General features: G+C 43.3%; 18 protein-coding genes. 6 read left to right on the forward strand and 12 right to left on the reverse strand.

Translation table 11 applies throughout. The features are described from left to right. Window positions 1-14: 14 nt before the first annotated feature. Both ACSLGF_RS12970 and ACSLGF_RS12975 read right to left on the reverse strand, forming a co-directional pair. Entirely contained in the window at window positions 15-335 is a 321-nt protein-coding gene (locus ACSLGF_RS12970; RefSeq protein ID WP_034322446.1) for a thioredoxin family protein, read from the reverse strand. After that, complete coding sequence (locus ACSLGF_RS12975; protein ID WP_456006046.1) at window positions 322-1,350, reverse strand: PTS transporter subunit IIC; 1,029 nt, start codon at window positions 1,348-1,350, stop codon at window positions 322-324. The genes ACSLGF_RS12970 and ACSLGF_RS12975 overlap by 14 nt, the downstream gene beginning before the upstream one ends. 200 nt (window positions 1,351-1,550) lie before the next feature. Between ACSLGF_RS12975 and ACSLGF_RS12980 the strand changes: the two genes are divergently transcribed. Next, window positions 1,551-1,997 carry a YtoQ family protein gene (locus tag ACSLGF_RS12980; RefSeq protein WP_230031063.1) on the forward strand — a complete coding sequence of 149 codons (447 nt, stop codon included), beginning with the start codon at window positions 1,551-1,553 and terminating at the stop codon, window positions 1,995-1,997. A 331-nt stretch (window positions 1,998-2,328) separates the two neighbouring features. Here ACSLGF_RS12980 and ACSLGF_RS12985 read toward each other — a convergent pair whose 3' ends face one another. Further along, window positions 2,329-3,402: a M42 family metallopeptidase gene (locus tag ACSLGF_RS12985; protein ID WP_456006049.1), complete on the reverse strand. Its 1,074-nt coding sequence runs from the start codon at window positions 3,400-3,402 to the stop codon at window positions 2,329-2,331. Window positions 3,403-3,600: 198 nt separating this feature from the next. On the opposite strand from ACSLGF_RS12985, the gene ACSLGF_RS12990 reads away from it, so the two are divergent. After that, window positions 3,601-3,915 carry a PepSY domain-containing protein gene (locus tag ACSLGF_RS12990; RefSeq protein WP_099726831.1) on the forward strand — a complete coding sequence of 105 codons (315 nt, stop codon included), beginning with the start codon at window positions 3,601-3,603 and terminating at the stop codon, window positions 3,913-3,915. A 44-nt stretch (window positions 3,916-3,959) separates the two neighbouring features. Here ACSLGF_RS12990 and ACSLGF_RS12995 read toward each other — a convergent pair whose 3' ends face one another. From ACSLGF_RS12995 to trmB, 3 genes are all read right to left on the reverse strand, one after another. Next, complete coding sequence (locus ACSLGF_RS12995; protein ID WP_456006052.1) at window positions 3,960-5,657, reverse strand: NAD-dependent malic enzyme; 1,698 nt, start codon at window positions 5,655-5,657, stop codon at window positions 3,960-3,962. A gap of 74 nt (window positions 5,658-5,731) precedes the next feature. Further along, window positions 5,732-6,580, reverse strand: coding sequence for a YtnP family quorum-quenching lactonase (locus ACSLGF_RS13000; protein ID WP_456006054.1), 849 nt, complete (start codon window positions 6,578-6,580; stop codon window positions 5,732-5,734). Between the two features lie 124 nt (window positions 6,581-6,704). Continuing rightward, entirely contained in the window at window positions 6,705-7,346 is a 642-nt protein-coding gene (trmB, locus tag ACSLGF_RS13005; protein WP_456006057.1) for a tRNA (guanosine(46)-N7)-methyltransferase TrmB, read from the reverse strand. 188 nt (window positions 7,347-7,534) lie between these two features. On the opposite strand from trmB, the gene ACSLGF_RS13010 reads away from it, so the two are divergent. After that, a complete protein-coding gene (locus ACSLGF_RS13010) occupies window positions 7,535-7,810 on the forward strand; it encodes a YtzH-like family protein (protein WP_456006059.1) in 276 nt (91 codons plus the stop codon). On the opposite strand, the gene ACSLGF_RS13015 is transcribed toward ACSLGF_RS13010, so the two are convergent. The 4 genes from ACSLGF_RS13015 to thpR all read right to left on the reverse strand — a co-directional run bounded on the left by ACSLGF_RS13015 (window position 7,807) and on the right by thpR (window position 11,386). Next, entirely contained in the window at window positions 7,807-8,607 is an 801-nt protein-coding gene (locus tag ACSLGF_RS13015) for a phosphotransferase family protein (protein ID WP_180275495.1), read from the reverse strand. The two genes, ACSLGF_RS13010 and ACSLGF_RS13015, sit on opposite strands and share 4 nt — an antisense overlap. Window positions 8,608-8,892: 285 nt before the next feature. After that, on the reverse strand, window positions 8,893-9,822 hold the full coding sequence (locus tag ACSLGF_RS13020) for a YegS/Rv2252/BmrU family lipid kinase (protein WP_456006062.1): 930 nt from the start codon (window positions 9,820-9,822) through the stop codon (window positions 8,893-8,895). A gap of 48 nt (window positions 9,823-9,870) precedes the next feature. Continuing rightward, window positions 9,871-10,806 carry a hypothetical protein gene (locus ACSLGF_RS13025; protein WP_456006066.1) on the reverse strand — a complete coding sequence of 312 codons (936 nt, stop codon included), beginning with the start codon at window positions 10,804-10,806 and terminating at the stop codon, window positions 9,871-9,873. A gap of 25 nt (window positions 10,807-10,831) precedes the next feature. Then, window positions 10,832-11,386: an RNA 2',3'-cyclic phosphodiesterase gene (thpR, locus tag ACSLGF_RS13030; RefSeq protein WP_456006068.1), complete on the reverse strand. Its 555-nt coding sequence runs from the start codon at window positions 11,384-11,386 to the stop codon at window positions 10,832-10,834. Window positions 11,387-11,477: 91 nt separating this feature from the next. Between thpR and cysK the strand changes: the two genes are divergently transcribed. Continuing rightward, complete coding sequence (cysK, locus tag ACSLGF_RS13035) at window positions 11,478-12,407, forward strand: cysteine synthase A (protein ID WP_456006071.1); 930 nt, start codon at window positions 11,478-11,480, stop codon at window positions 12,405-12,407. 260 nt (window positions 12,408-12,667) lie between these two features. On the opposite strand, the gene ACSLGF_RS13040 is transcribed toward cysK, so the two are convergent. Next, window positions 12,668-13,288 (reverse strand): Type 1 glutamine amidotransferase-like domain-containing protein, encoded by a 621-nt coding sequence (locus ACSLGF_RS13040; protein ID WP_456006074.1) that lies wholly within the window; start codon window positions 13,286-13,288, stop codon window positions 12,668-12,670. A 29-nt stretch (window positions 13,289-13,317) separates the two neighbouring features. Next, on the reverse strand, window positions 13,318-14,718 hold the full coding sequence (gene pepV / locus ACSLGF_RS13045; RefSeq protein WP_456006077.1) for a dipeptidase PepV: 1,401 nt from the start codon (window positions 14,716-14,718) through the stop codon (window positions 13,318-13,320). A 94-nt stretch (window positions 14,719-14,812) separates the two neighbouring features. Between pepV and ACSLGF_RS13050 the strand changes: the two genes are divergently transcribed. Both ACSLGF_RS13050 and ACSLGF_RS13055 read left to right on the forward strand, forming a co-directional pair. Further along, complete coding sequence (locus tag ACSLGF_RS13050) at window positions 14,813-16,111, forward strand: NCS2 family permease (RefSeq protein ID WP_456006079.1); 1,299 nt, start codon at window positions 14,813-14,815, stop codon at window positions 16,109-16,111. Between the two features lie 356 nt (window positions 16,112-16,467). Further along, on the forward strand, window positions 16,468-16,689 hold the full coding sequence (locus ACSLGF_RS13055; RefSeq protein ID WP_008356419.1) for a DeoR family transcriptional regulator: 222 nt from the start codon (window positions 16,468-16,470) through the stop codon (window positions 16,687-16,689). The last annotated feature ends 35 nt before the right edge of the window (window positions 16,690-16,724 follow it).

The following is a 16,724-nucleotide window of genomic DNA, read 5'->3' on the forward strand; positions in this document are numbered from 1 at the left end:
AGACTCTCCTTTCGTTATTTAGAAAGAGAATCTGTTAAAAATGCTTCAATCTCTTCCTTTGTCTTACGATCTTTGCTGACAAAGCGGTTGATCTCTTGTCCGTTTTTAAAGACTAAAAAGCTTGGAATGCCGTAAATTTCCCACTCTGCACAAGTGTCAATGAACTGATCTCTATCGACATAGAAGTATTCAAATTCTGGATAGTTTGCTTCAAGCTCTGGTAAGAATGGTTCAATAAATGTACAGTCCGGGCACCAGTCAGCTGAGAATAGTAATACCGTTAAGTCTTGTTGAATTACTTTTTGTAATTCTTCGTTTGATTCAATTTTTTTCATGTTTCATTCCTCCAGTTTGTATGGTTAAATCTCCGAATTGTATATAGCCTTTCTTTCTCATCCATTCTGATACTACCAAACTAATCACTGCCGGGCCAACGATATGCAAGAGAGCAATCGCGAGTAGTACGGATGGATGAAACCCCATGACTGTCAGCGTCATCAGTTGTCCAACAAGACCGCTCGTTCCCATACCTGCTCCTGCCGCATTATTGACCATCCCAAAGCCAATAATACCAATTGGTGCAAGAATAAGGCCCGCAATCGTCGGCGGAATGAGGATGAGGGGGTTTTTCACAATATTCGGCAGCTGCAGTTTTGACGTCCCAATGCCGACAGCGGCAAGACCACCAAAGCGGTTTTCTCTAAAGCCTGCAGCGGCAAAGCCGACCATTTGAGCGCAGCAGCCGATCGTTGCAGCACCGGCCGCTGTCCCGCTTAAATCAAGCATCAGCGCAAGCGCAGCACTTGAGATCGGTGAGCTGAGCGCAAGTCCAACAATGGTTGCCACAAGCATACCCATGATCAGCGGACTTTGATCTGTTCCCCACATGATGAGCCTGCCTAGCCCTGTCATCATACCTTCAATCCCAGGCCCGATCAAAGCGGCGGTGAAAAAGCCTGTGATAATGGTGACAAGCGGCGTGAAGATAATATCAATTCTTGTCTCTCCACTGACAAGTTTGCCGAGTTCCACACCAATTAATGCTGCGACAAAGCTTCCAGCAGGTCCTCCAAGCTCTGCTCCTGCGGCACCTGAGACCACACTTGCAAAAATGATCAGAGGAGATGCATTTAAGCGATACGCAACCGCTACGCCGATCGCCGGTCCCATGAGCCCCATGGCGAGCGTTCCCATTTTGATGATGAGTGGAAGTGATAACAGGCCGCCTGCTGTTTTTAAGATAAGCCCTACCACTAATGTTGCAAATAGACCTAAAGCCATATAAGAGAGTGCATCAATGAAATACACCTTTGGCGAAAGGGAAATGCCCTTTCTTTTCAAATAAGTCATCAACGTCGTCTTCCTGCTTTCTCATAGGAAAGACGAAGAGGCCTGTCCTTCCCATTATATGTATTATTCTTACGATGAAAAATAGTCTCTACCATGAATATCATAATCATATTTTTTTTGCTTTATCAAGCACTTCTTGTGTAACATGAAAAGAAACAGGGCAAACCTTTACTAAGTTTGTACAAAAGGAGGAGATTGTTATGCAATTAACCGTCTATTTAGCTGGAGAAATTCATAGCCAGTGGCGTGATGAAATCAAGGAGAAAAGCCAATCTTTGAAGTTACCTGTAACTTTTGTCGGCCCAATGGAGAATCATGACCGATCAGATCACATTGGTGAAGACATTTTAGGCGAGCAGCCGAATGCCATTTTAAAAGACGATGCTGCTTCTGATTTGAACAATTTCCGTACCGAGATTTTATTGACCAAAGCAGATGTTGTCATTGCCCGCTTTGGTGAGAAATATAAACAATGGAACACGGCAATGGATGCATCTTCTGCCATCGCCAAAGGAAAACCTCTTATTTTGATCCGTCCAAAGGAACTACACCATCCATTAAAGGAACTATCAAACAAAGCAAATATCACTGTAGAAACAGTGAATCAAGCGATCAAGGCGTTATCTTACGTGTTTGAACAGCAATAAGAAAGAAGGCTGCCCTCATTGAAGAGGCAGCCTCAGCGTGTAGACAAACCCTCGCATTCGGTGTCAGTCCTGCGTGCCGGTGCTCACGAATGTCAAATTCGCTCCGCGCCAGTACTCGTCCTTCCTAGACTTCAAAGGCTTTCTATCACGCTGAAAAGAAGACAAACCCTCGCATTCGGTGTCAGTTCTGCGTGCTGGTGCTCACGAATATCAAATTCGCTCCGCGCCAGTACTCGGCCTTCCTATACTTCAAGGGTTTTCATATCACGCTGAAAGAAGACAAAAGGATAACATGGTTTTTAATTTAGTCTTTTGTCCTCTTTTCTATCGTTTACACCTGTTGATAAATAGAATCAACCGTGCTTTGATCACAGCTTTTAACAAGACGAACAATTAACTCTTTTGCCGCAGCATAATCATCCACATGCAAGACAGAATGACTTGTATGAATATAGCGCGCGCAAACACCAATCACAGCAGACGGCACACCTTGGTTTGAAATATGAACACGTCCAGCATCAGTACCACCCGGTGATACGAAATATTGGTATGGAATGTGATTTGTTTCAGCAGTATCGAGCACAAAATCTCTCATGCCACGGTGCGTAATCATCGTTCGATCAAAAATACGAAGAAGTGCACCTTTTCCAAGCTGGCCGAATTGTGTTTTGTCACCCGTCACATCGTTTGCAGGACTCGCATCTAAAGCAAAAAATAGATCCGGCTGAATCATATTGGCTGCTACCTCTGCACCTCTAAGCCCTACTTCTTCCTGAACTGTTGCACCTGAATACAACTGACATGAAAGGGTTTCGTCTTTTAATTCTTTTAATAATTCAATGGCAAGTCCGCAGCCATAGCGGTTATCCCAAGCCTTTGCTAAGATCTTTTTTGGATTCGCCATTGGGGTGAAGACCGTTGCAGGGACGATTTGCTGTCCTGGGCGAATGCCAAGCTCTTTTGCCTCTTCTTCGCTATCTGCACCAATATCAATCAGCATATCTGACGGCTTCACAGGTTTGCTTTTTTGTTCTGGTGTCAGAAGGTGAGGTGGTGTACTAGACACGACACCAGGAATTGGCCCGTGATCAGTATGAACGTCCACACGCTGCGCGAGCATCACTTGACTCCACCAGCTGCCAAGTGTTTGAAAACGAATCATCCCGTTTTTCGTAATCGATGAGACCATGAAGCCCACTTCATCCATATGGCCAGCCACCATGATGTTTGGTGCCTTTTCTGGCCCCTTGCGTACGCCAAACACTCCGCCAAGACGATCCTGAATCAGTTCATCGGAATATTTCTCAAGTTCCTTTTTCATAAAAGCACGCACATGGTGCTCATTACCTGGAGTCCCTTGTAATTCTGTTAAATTTCGGAAAAGCGACAATGTTTCTTCGTTCATTCTACAGTTTACCTCGTTTCTATGTATGACCATATATATTCCTATAAAAATAACACTCACTTTATACTATAAGAATTCTTTCGGTTTTCCAAGTATCTCTCCAGAAATTTTGAATATGCTTTCAAGTATTCGGATTTCTTAACATCAATGGACAAGTTTTGTATAATGGAAAAAACAGCAATACGGAGGTGCAGCACGTTGAAGTTAAAACATGTTTTGATTGGTGCGAGTATTGGCGTAGCCGCTGCAATGATTGCAAAGAAAGTATTTTTCCCTACGTATATCTCGTCTGAAAAAGCGTTAAAAATTGTGAAATCTGCTTTTAAACAGCGCGGTCCGATTGATGGCTCTTGGATCTATACTGTACCAGAGCCGTATACCGTAAATGGTGAAACGATTGATGTGTACAAATCTGGCATTACTCGCTCTGCCTTTGGTGAGCTTGAACAGTACGAAGTCATGATTGATGCAAAAACAGGCATGATCGTTGATGTCATTGATTCTGTTGCTTGATAAAGAAAGCTTCGCAAAGACGTGTCCTTGCGAAGCTTCTTTTTTTATATGGCTTTGATTTTTTTGTACACAGGGTGCCACATGGCGTCCTGTACAGCCTGTATGAGATCATCAGGCGTATCTTCGGCAATTCCTTCGTCAATTGCCGCTTGCGCCACACGGACAGCCACTGTGGCCGAAACCGTTCGAAGCTGCTCGACACTTGGCAGCATCGACGCACCCGGTTTTCCGACATTGACCATACTAGCAATGGCTTCAGCACTCGCCACAAACATGCTATTTGTCATCAGACGGGCTTTAGACACAATGGTTCCAAGACCAAGGCCTGGAAAAACAAGGGCATTATTTGCCTGCCCAATTTCATATGTGACCCCATTGTATTCCACAGGATCAAATGGGCTTCCCGTTGTCACAAGGGCACGTCCTTCTGTCCACTCGATCAGATCCTCCGGCTTTGCTTCTGAAAGAGGTGTCGGATTAGACATCGGTAAAATCGCTGGGTGCTCGACATGTGACGCCATTTCTTTTACAATTTCCTCTGTAAATGCCCCTCCTACTGTCGAGGTGCCAATTAAAATGGTTGGTTTAGCCTGCTTGACGACCTCTAACAAATCAATGGAATGCTTTGGACCATTACGCGCATAATCCTTTACTTCCTCAGAATGTCTTGCATATGGCTTTTGGAAAGGCTGAATTTCAGGTGAATCATCTGTGAGCAATCCATTTTTATCTATACACCAGAAATGGTCATATGATTCCTCTTCTTTGACCCCATCTCTTACGATAGCATCACGAATTTGCTCTGCTATGCCAATACCTGCTGTACCCGCTCCAAAGATGACGATTCGTTGATCTTTCAGTGGAACCTTCGATGCTTTTACACATGCCAGAACCGCAGCAAGTGAAACCGCTCCAGTTCCTTGAATATCATCATTGAATGTACAAATACGGTCCTTATATTTCTCCAAAATGGCGCGGGCATTCTTTGTACCAAAGTCTTCCCAGTGAAGAAGTGCATTCGGAAAGGTGGCGCGGGCAAGCTCAACATATTGATCAATGAACTCATCATAGCGCTCTCCTCGAACGCGAGAGTGCTGATTTCCGACATAAAGCGGATCATTCAAGAGACTTTCTTGATTCGTCCCGGCATCAAGCACCACTGCCAGCACGCGGCTAGGATCAATACCTGCCGCCGCTGTATAAACAGACAACTTCCCGACTGAAATGGCTATGCCGCCAACGCCCCAGTCTCCGATGCCTAAAATGCCTTCTGCATCAGTCGCAACGATTAAGTCAATCGATTCATCAACACCGTAAGAGGCAAAAATCTCTTCCATGCCTTCTAGGTCATCAATGGATAAATAAAGTCCTCTAGGTTTTCTATACTCATGGCTATAACGCTGAATCGCCGTTCCTACGGTCGGGGTGTATACGATCGGAAGCATTTCTGCCAAATGATCATTTAATAATTTATAAAAGAGCACTTCGTTTCTGTCATGAAGCGCTGTTAAATAAACATTTTTCCCAAGCGCATCTGGCTGTGCTTGGAACTGCTCATATGCACGCTTCGCCTGGTCTTCTAACGTTAAAACCTTAGGCGGGAGAAATCCCTTTAAACCAAGCTCTTCCCGCTCTTCCTTTGTAAATGCAACCCCTTTGTTTAAATAAGGGACAGACATGACTTCCATCCCTCTTAATGGTGTCTCGATCACATCACCATGTACACGATAAAATTGATTCACCTGCACTCTTCCTTTCACAAGTTCATTTTGTCGTTATTTTGTGTGAAAGGCGAAAAAAACATACAGATGATCTTTTATCTTCCTGCTTCTCTTTTGACTTCATGTGTGATTTGCCCGTCTTCATCCCACTTCACAGCGCGGTAAATGGCATCATGATAAAACAAGTACCATGCATTTTGTTCTTCTGCGAATGCTTGCCACTTTTGTTTGGCGGGAATCGAAGTCATCGGAAAATCGTCATATGCCAGCACCCAAAGTGGATTTTTATGAGCGTGTGTTGGCATGATATCAGCTAAATGAATCGCTGTTTCGCCCTGACTTGTGAGCGTTAAGATGCTATGACCATTGCTGTGACCACCTGTATGATGCAGATGAATTCCTTCTGTCACTTCGATGCTTTCTTCAAATGTGACCACTTGATCTGCTACAGGCTCCCAGTTTTCTTTCCAATATGTATTTCTTGAGCGAATATTCGGCGCTCTCATCTCATCCCATTCGATTTTGGATGTGATGATTTTTGCCTGCTGAAAAACAGACACGAGCTGATCGCCCTCGCGTTTTGTTAACCCGCTAGCATGATCGAAGTGCAGGTGGGTCATTAATACGTAATCAATGTCTGATGGTTGTAGACCGAGAGCCGCAAGCGATTCCTCCATTTTGGTCTCTTCTGTTACGCCGTAATTTCGTTTTTGTTTATCCGTCAGCTTCCCTGATCCGATGCCGGAATCCACTAATAGATGAAGACCATTCCATCGAATGAGAATGGGATCACACCTTAGTTCAATTTGATTGCGATCGTTTACCGGGTATTTTTTTGACCATAACGGCTTTGGCACCACACCAAACATCGCACCGCCGTCCATGTGAGTATCTCCCCCGTTTAACCAGAACAATTCCATTTCGCCTATTTTCATTGTCTCCATTGCTGTCATCCCTCCTTTTTCTATCGTAGCAAATACAGCGGAAATTCGCATGCACCAATCCTCTGAAACGTTTCATCAAAAAAAGCTGACGCAATCATTCATTGCAGCCAGCTTTTTTCTTTTATTATTCTGGGTATTTCACTTCTGATCGATAGATGGGTTGTCCCATAGAAGAGAATTTCTCTTCATATTCTGTCATCACATTTCCTTCTAGACCATCCTCATGTAAATCAAGGCTTACATACGTTAAAAGGAGTCCGTAAGCAGAAAAGCTCTTTAAGGAATATTCAAATAATCCGCGGTTATCTGTTTTGAAATGTAATTCACCGCCTGGACGGAGAATATGTTCATATCGCTCTAAAAAGGCTTTAAATGTCAATCTGCGCTTTTCGTGTCTTGCTTTTGGCCACGGATCAGAGAAATTCAAATACACCCGGTCAATCTCATTTTCTGCAAACACATCTGTCAGTGTCTCTGCATTAATGTTTAAAAGCTTCACGTTTTCTACATCTGTTTCTTTGATTTTATCTACTGCTGTCACTATGACACTTTTAAATAATTCAATACCAATATAGTTGATATCGGGATGAAGCTTGCCCATTCCAGCAATAAAGCTCCCTTTCCCTGTCCCAACTTCAATATGGATTGGATGATCATTTCCAAACAGCTCATGCCATTTCCCTTTATACTGTTCAGGGTTTGCTAGAGCAATATGAGCATTTTCAGCTAAGTAATCATCAGCCCATGGTTTATGTCGCATTCTCAATTTGATACACCTCTATTTTCTTTACATTTTATCAAGATACCATGAAACATAAAGACCCGCAAGACAGCATCTCATATGCACATATGAAAAAGACCAGCCCTTATTTGAGCTGGTCTGCCGCATGTATAAATTGGGCGCTGAATGCACAGTTTAACCACATAAACGACACGCAAGAAAGGAGCATACGTATGGGATTAAACCGCCAACATCAGCTTCAATTAATCAAAGATATCTTAACCGATCACCAGCTGGATTGCTGTGGGACTGTTGCAGAATATGAACAGGTGGGACGCGTCATTCAATTAATGCTGGCGAAAGAAGATTTTGATGCCGATGTTCGTCAGCTGTTAACAGATATTTATGATTACAGCCAAAAGGGCACCTCTGTCAGTTCAATTGATGCACATATCGAGGAGCATCAATCTCATCTGTCTGAGTGGGTCGAAAACATTCCACTGTCTTAATGGATGTTTAACCGTTTTAGCAGTGCGTTTAGCTCTGCTTGCACTTCTTTTTGCGCCTTTTCATTTCCTTTTCTTTTATGCCAAACGACAAACGATACGGTTTCAGCGAGCACGTACCACGCCATGCGTTTCCGCAAATTGTCCGTCAGCGGGGCGCCGTACATAGAGAGCCAGCTTTCCCAGTTCTTTTCATCAACATAATGGTATAAAAGCGGTCCAAGATCAATCGCAGGGTCTGCAATCATTGCCCCATCCCAATCGATCAAATAGAGCTGGTTTTCATCTGTCAGCAGCCAATTATTATGATTGAGATCACAATGACATACGACCTTATCCTCGAAATGGACTGCCTCCACATGCTTCTCTAAATACTGGATGGCACGCGTGATATCAGGTGAATCAATCTGCTCTTTTAAAATGGACTGCTTCAGATGCATCAGAATAGATTCTGGGTCTAGAGAGTGCTTCTCTAATCGTTTCAGCATATCGAGCAATTCTTTAGAAGTATGAATTTTTCTTAGCTGCTCCGCCACAGGACGGTCATTCATGTCCTTTGGCTTCAGTTCTCTGCCGCTCAGCCAGTGCTGCGCAGTAATGACATCCCCGTTTTCCATCCGTTTTGTCCAGACAAGCTTCGGCACAATGCCTTCAGCTGACAAAACCGCAAGAAACGGTGACGTATTGCGTTTTAAAAATAGCTTTTGGTCATTGTGTGTTGCGAAGTACGCATCTCCCGTAGCGCCTCCAGCAGGAGAGATGTGCCATTCGCTACCTAATATTTGTCCCAACCAGTTCATATCAATTTTCAACCCATCATTTCTTAAAATATTTTAAATCGTGCTTTTTTAGTCGACAAAATTCAGCCGATTGAAGGTCAATTGGCTGTTTCTTTTTTTATTTATATGATCATAAAAACAAAAAGGACAGCTATTGAGAATGAGATGCTAAACAATAGCCGTCCTATAGATTTTATCGCTACCTTCTTATACTCGTCAAGCAAAACTAAAAAATCAGGACAAGAACCTTATGAAAAGGAAGGCTTTTTTCATGGTTCTGTTGCTGGCGCATACGCCGGCAGTCATTTAAGCACGTAATTTTAAGGATCGTTCACTAGCCTTCACAAAGACAGGAGTTGCGCCGATCACTTCACCATCTGCGTGAAATAAGATTTTTTCATCTGCCTCCAAGTACACTTCCTCATGCTGAAACAGGGTGACTCCCTTCATCGCCAGGTGCTTTCGAAACACCATCGCACTTAGAAACAAGAGGACTTTGAATGGATTCAAATCCGTGACTACGATCGTTTGAAAGCCTGGCTGCCTTGCACTTGCTTCTGGCGCTGCTTCCAGCCCTCCGCCATAATACGGATGATTGCATACGATCACAAACCACACTTGGCGAAAGACTTTTCTCTCATTTTCAATAAAAAGAGCAAGGTCAAACGGCTTGAATGACCATAAAGAATGAAGAAATGACAGCGGGTAAATGATAAACCCAAGCTTGAGCCTTTTCAGCCACTTTTTCCCTCTGAAATGCACCGTTTTCCTCAAGACATGCGCGTCAAACCCAGCACCAATATGATTGAGAAAGAGAACAGATTGCGGGCTTTCTGCATGATCCTGAAAGGAACCGAGAGAAAATGTTTTGGTTAGCATTCTCTTTTGCTTTCTCACTTCTTTTAACACATCATGACGATGGATACCGAGCCCCTTCGCTGCGTCATTCCAATGGCCAGCGGGGACAAAACTCAGCTGCACATGATCGATTTCTTTTAAGCCATTCAGTACTTCATGAATGGTGCCGTCACCGCCAATGATGATCAGGCGCTTCAGCCTGTCATCTTGCATGGCGCTAATCTGTCTCGCCAATACTTCCGCATGGCCTTCATGCTGGGTGAGAAACGACCGGTATGAGATCTCCACCTTTTGTAACTCTTTCTCTATGCTCCTCCAAATGCGGAGTCCTTTTCCATGTCCTGCTGCTGGATTGACGATAAAGTACCATTCATTCATATATTAGCTCCACTCAGGTCTCATGTTACGCGACCTTCCATCATGCCTTTAATCGAGCCATTCCTGCCTTCTTTTGCTGTCTGATTCACCATAAGCAAGCAATGCCTTTGTCGCCTTAAATTGCTGGTGCTTTGTCGGCGCCGTATTTTTCCGCTGCTTTTCAAACCATTCTTCAGCCTTCTTCTTATCGACAACCTCCATCCCGTATGGCACTTCAGGTAGGTCAATATAAGAGGTTCGGCTGATCAGGATTTTTTTCACAGGAAGGTCTACACCACTTTGCTGTAAAATCTTTGACACCACGGTTCCAGAGCGCAGAAGGCTTGTACAAGGGTTCAAGATGGACTGAACAGCTTTCCCCGTCGCCCGCTTTTCCCAAAAACGTTCCTTGGATCCGATATATACGCTGTCTGACTCTGCCTCTAAGAAGGATAAACAGATCACTTCCAGCGGCGTAATGAGCACGGAGCATAATTCCATCTCAGCTTTTTGAATGAGCAGCACCGGCTTGTACATCACAAAATAAGAATCTGGAAGCTGCCTTGCAAGCATACGCAGCTTTTCATCATACCGAATGTGATGGGATACGGTTGAAATGTGAGATATCGTCGAGCTGGCCCATTTTAATTGAACATCATATAGATGATCCTTAAAAAAGTGAATGAGCTTCGTTTCATCGGTAGGGACGTTTCTGAAGACACCTTGCTCTATATCTGTTGGCTCGTTAAAAAGACTCAGGTCTCGTTCCTTTTTCATATCGGCTTCTTTTTGCTTTCTCTTTAAGGAGAATTTCTTTCTCTTTTCTTCCTCTTGTTCAGGCGCTTGTTCAAGGATTTGGTCGACCTGCTGCTGCGCCTCCTCTTTCGAAGCTCTTTTTAACTCGTCCCATCTTTGTTTTTTCAATCGAATAAACTGATTGATGTAATGATGAGGGTCTTGTTCATATCGTGATATATAATCTTGGATTTTGATAATTTGCGCCATCTGCTGCTCACTCCAACTTCTAGAATCATTTATGTAGGGTAAATTGTTTGATTGTGTGATAACGTGGGGTTTCTTTCGGACGTATTTCAAATAAAGCAATACTAGAAACCTCCATCACATATGGCTCTTTACGTAAAGGCGATTGTTCTGCATAAGACTGATCCGCATTCCATTTGCGCGCAATCGTCATATGCGGATGAAAGGGTCTCTTTTCGACAGGATGACCTGCTGATAATACGGATGCTTTCACCTTTTCTCTTAAATACATGAGCGGCTTGCTTTCACTCGGCTTTGCAAAAAAGACTCTTGGGCGCTCCTTTGTACCAAACTGTCCTAACTCATTCAGCTCTAGCGGAAATGCAGATGCTTCATTTGAAAGGTTTTCAAGCAGTTGAATGATCTTTTCCAAACGCTCTTTTAGAATGGCGCCTAAAAATACAAGGGTTACATGATAATCACTTGGTGCTGTCCATTTTTGAAATGACAGTCCGCTTCTTTGATCGATGTCTGTTTTGATTTGATGCGCAAGTTGTTCAGGGATGTGAATTCCAATAAAATAATGACGGCTTTCTGACATCATATCACCTGTCCTTTTTTAACAAACTTTACGAATCCCCATTGATGATAGTATAACTAAAGAAATGCGGAATGAGAAGAAAGGGTGTCACATGATGAAGGTTGCACAAAATATTGCTGAACTGATTGGCGATACACCACTTGTCAAATTACAGCGTCTTCAGCCAGACAATGCGGCGGCTGTTTATTTAAAGCTGGAATTATTTAATCCTAGTGGAAGTGTGAAAGATCGTGCTGCTTACAATATGATCGTTGAGGCAGAAAGACAAGGGAAGCTCAAAAAAGGGGCGACCATTATTGAACCAACTAGCGGAAATACAGGGATTGGTTTAGCGATGAACGCCGCAGCAAGAGGCTACAAAGCTATACTTGTCATGCCTGATACGATGACAAAGGAAAGAATCAATATTTTAAAGGCATACGGTGCACAGGTCGTCTTAACCCCAGGAGAAGAAAAAATGCCAGGCTGCATTCGCAAGGCAGAAGAACTGGCTGCTCAAATTCCTCATAGCTTTATTCCAATGCAATTTGACAATGGAGCGAACCCCGATGCTCACAGAGGGACAACAGCTGTAGAAATCATGGAAGCTGTGAAGCAACTTGGGCAGCCTCTTGCTGCCTTTGTCGCAACAGCTGGAACTGGCGGAACCATTACAGGCACTGGTGAAGAATTAAAAAAGGCATTCCCCGGCCTGACCATACGTGTGGCAGAACCGAAGGAATCTCCAGTCTTATCTGGCGGGAAACCTGGCAAACATAAGCTCGTTGGCACAAGTCCAGGATTTATCCCAACTATTTTAAATGAGCATGTCTATGATGAGATTGTGCAAGTGAGCGATGAAGATGCGTACCACATCACACGGCAGCTTGCCCGTCTTGAAGGAATTTTAGTTGGCCCATCATCTGGCGCAGCTTGCTATGCTGCCATTGAAACAGCCAAACAAATGCCTAAGGATCATATCGTCATCTGTATGACAGCAGATACGGGAGAACGATATTTATCAAGTGATGTTTTTCAAGATTAAAATAGGAACAGGGGGATGAATCCCTGTTCCTTTCAGATTGTTGACAAAGGGCTAAAATGATCTTAATTTTAGCCCTTTGTCTTCTTTTCAGCGTGATAGAAAGCCCTTGAAGTCTAGGAAGGACGAGTACCGGAGCGGAGCGAATTTGACATTCGTGAGCACCGGCACGCAGGACTGACAAAGAATGCGAGGGTTTGTCTACACGCTGAAACAGGGGGATGAATCCCTGTTCCTTTTTCTTCGTTGTTTCACGGTCACGTCTATTTGACCGACTTCACCTCAGCCTGCTCACCTGTAACGAGTAAAACCTGTTCATCAGTGAGCGGGCATATAGCAAGCGTATGCTGATGCTGCTCGATAATTTGCTGCGCGGCTTCACCTAAATAGGCATGTTGCATATGCGGTACCGGATAGCTGCTGATTTCATTAATCCCTTGAAACGATGACAGCTCCGGCGCCTTCTCCTGATCATCCATCAATGAAATATATTCAATGCTTGGCGCCATGATGATACTCCCTGCTGATTCTCCAATGTACAACTTGCCTTTGCTCATTTCTTCTTTCAAGACGTGATCGAGGCGATGCTTTCGTAATTCCTGTAACAAATAAAAGGTATTGCCTCCTGATACGTAGATGACATCATTTCGTTCGAGCATATGTGTGATCTCTTGGGCAGTATGCTCAGCCATTTGAACAGTCTCTAATGGCATATCTAATTGATGAAAGGCCTCTTTTGCTGCTGCCACATAGTGCGTTACTTCTTCCACAGCACTAGCTGTTGGAATAAACGTCACGCTTTTTCCTTTTAATGATTCACCCGCAAAGTCAGACAAGAGAGAATAGCTGTCTTTGAATGAAGAGCATAAGAACATTTTTTTCACTGTGAATCCCCTCTTCTCTTTACCTTTTTCTATTTTGCCAATTCATACATAGCTTGTGCATATAGAGCTGTTGCTCTTAGTAAGTCATCGATTTCGATATATTCATCCTTTTGATGGGCGCAATCTGGTCTGCCAGGGAATAGAGGGCCAAAGGCAACTCCTGCTTCTAGAGATCTCGCATACGTTCCTCCCCCAATGGCAATAAGAGTTGCTGGATCTCCAGTTTGTTCCTCATATACCCGCTGCAATGTTTTCACAAGTGGATGATTTTTTGAGACGTGATGCGGAGGGCTGTCATCAAATTTCTCAATGGATGCCCCTTTGATGCTTTCAATCCCTTTTCTTACGTCCTTGCCATCTGCTGTCACTGGATAGCGGACATTTAACCCTAGCTTTGCTTCCTCGTTTTGCGTATAGCGGATCGTTCCAACATTCAAAGTCAGGTCCCCGCTAATGTCATCTTGGCAAGCAATTCCCAGCTTTTGTCCTCGTGTGTCCTGATCAAATAAAGCGTGTATTTGTGATGTAAAGGCAAGTCCTTGTTCATCTACATCATGCCCACATAAGAAATTCGCCATATGAATGCCCGCATTCGTTCCATGCGCCGGCTCCATTGCATGGACTGATACACCTTTTAAAGTGAAATGCAGCCCATCCGCTGTTTTCTTTGCCTCACCTGACAATTGATTTTCAGCGAGATAGGCTTTAAAAGCTGTTTTCAATGCTTCTTCATCATGTTCCTGCGCAGCTGCCACAGTGGCAGCGGCCTCATCTGGCACCATATTGAGCCTCATACCTGATGTGAATTGCTTGAGTGTATAGCGCTTATTGTCCTCTGTTTGTTGATATGTAAATGACACAATGGCATCAATGATCCCTTTTTCAGCATGAATAATCGGAAAATCGGCATCCGGCGCAAAGCCAATTTGCGGCATCGCTTCATGCTTGAAATAATGGTCCACACAGCGCCAATCGCTTTCTTCATCTGTTCCGATGATCATTCGAATCTTCTTCGACAGCTGCATACCCGCATCTTTTAACATCTTAAGTGCGTAGAAAGCTGCCATGGTTGGGCCTTTATCATCAATGGCCCCTCTTGCAAAGATTCTATTTTCTCTGATATCCGCTGAAAATGGCGGGGTTGTCCAGCCGTCACCAGCAGGCACGACGTCCACATGGCATAGCACACCTACAATGTCTTCGCCTTGTCCATATTCAATATGACCTGCATAGCCATCGACATTTTTCACTGTGAAGCCTTCGTCTTTTCCTTTTTTCAGCATGTACTGAAGGGCCTCGTCCACTTTTTCACCGAACGGCTTCCCTTCTTTTCCACCTTCTTCATCAAGGACACTTTCAATTTGCAAAAAAGATTGTGTATCCTTAATCAGATCTTCTTTTTTTCGTATCACTTCAGCTTCCCAATTCATTATTCCATTCCTCCTTGAAAAAAGGTTGCAATCCATCCTTAAAACGAATATTATATTAATTGTTTTGTAATAATGTTCGTAAATGGAGGATTTTATGTTTCAATTAAAAGAAAACCAAACCAACATAAAGAAAGAATTAATCGCTGGTATGACGACATTCTTTACTATGGTATATATTGTAGCCGTCAACCCAGGAATTCTTTCAAAAGCAGGCATTCCTTTTGACCAAGTCTTTACTGCAACTATCATCGCTGCTGTCGTCGGTACGCTCTGGATGGCACTATTTGCAAACTATCCGATTGCCATTGCACCAGGCATGGGGCTGAATGTCTATTTCACCTTTACAGTAGTCGGCGGTGGCGGCATCAGCTATCAAACGGCGTTCAGTGCGGTATTTGTTGCTGGTATACTCTTTATTATTTTATCGTTAACATCCCTTAGAAAACAACTGATTCAAGCGATTCCAGATAATTTAAAGTACGGGATCACAGCAGGAATCGGTCTTTTCATTGCGTTCATCGGTCTCCGGCAGTCTGGCATCATTGCAGCTGACCCGGAGAATCTTGTGAAGCTTGGCAACTTAAGCTCACCTGTTGTCATTTTAACGCTCGTTGGTTTAATGATTTCAGTTATTTTAATGGTTCTTCAAGTAAATGGAGCGCTATTTATCGGCATGTTAGCGACCACATTGATTGCGCTCGTGACAGGCCAGCTTCATTTCCCTAAAATGCTGATGGACGTCCCTGCACTGCCTGAAGGCATGCTGATTACAAATCCAATCGCTGCCTTTGGTGACGTGTTCTCTCATCATTTATATGCCGTTGTCTTCTCATTCTTACTTGTCACGATTTTTGATACAACGGGAACGATGATCGGGGTTGCGGAACAAGCGGGATTAATGAAAAATGGCCAGCTGCCAAAGGTGCGTAGAGCCCTGCTCGCTGACTCTGCTGCGACGACGGTTGGCTCTATGTTTGGAACAAGCCCAACAACAGCTTATATTGAATCATCATCAGGGGTTGCTGCTGGAGGAAGAACTGGACTGACTTCTTTAACGGTCGCTGCACTGTTTATTGTGGCCTTGTTTTTTGGCCCACTAGTTCAAGCTATTTCCTCCTTACCTTCCATCACATCACCTGTTTTAATCATTGTCGGCTGTTTGATGATGAACTCAGTGTCACGCATTCGCTGGAACGAGCTTGACGAAGCATTTCCTGCTTTTCTTGTTATTCTCTCCATGCCGCTGACCTCTAGTATCTCTACAGGGATTTCACTTGGATTTATTTCCTATCCACTTGTGAAATTGGCGAAAGGGAGATGGAAAGAAGTCCATGTCCTTGTTCTCATCTTTGCCATTTTATTTTTCATTCAGCTCTTTTTCTTAGAAGGATAACAGAAACAAAAAAGGCACATTTCAAATGAGGAATGTGTCTTTTTGTAAATATCAATTTTTATTTTGTAAATTGTCTGTGTTTATTTTTGTTTTTCTAAAGAGACATCCTTCATCTTACTCCTTATGTTTAATGGGTTGTAACCGCATTCAATTCATGTTATATAACATATTTTAAAATTAAAAAACACGTAAAGTTGACTTTTTGGTGGAACTAGATGCATAATAACGTGTATAATAGAATAAAATAATAAGAAATACGAACATTTACCATTGTTGCATGTCCTTATTTCGCCGTTTTAGTGTAGTAAGTTGTGGTTAGTCAAGTCCATCCGATCTTATTGATAGGGAGTGGTTTTTTGAAACCTTCAACAAACCGTATGATGACTCGAATTAAATCAGTCTATATGTTCATTCAAGAGAAAGGTCTTGTGACGACACAAGAGCTGGTTGATGAATTCGGGATCACACCTAGAACCATTCAAAGAGACTTAAACGTGCTTGCCTATAACGATCTTGTTCATAGTCCAAGCAGGGGCAAATGGGAAACAACGAGAAAAAAAGTAAAAATATCATCTTAAGCTTCTAATGACTGTCCATATAACAAAAGAACCGG

This window comes from Bacillus sp. A015 (assembly GCF_053851875.1).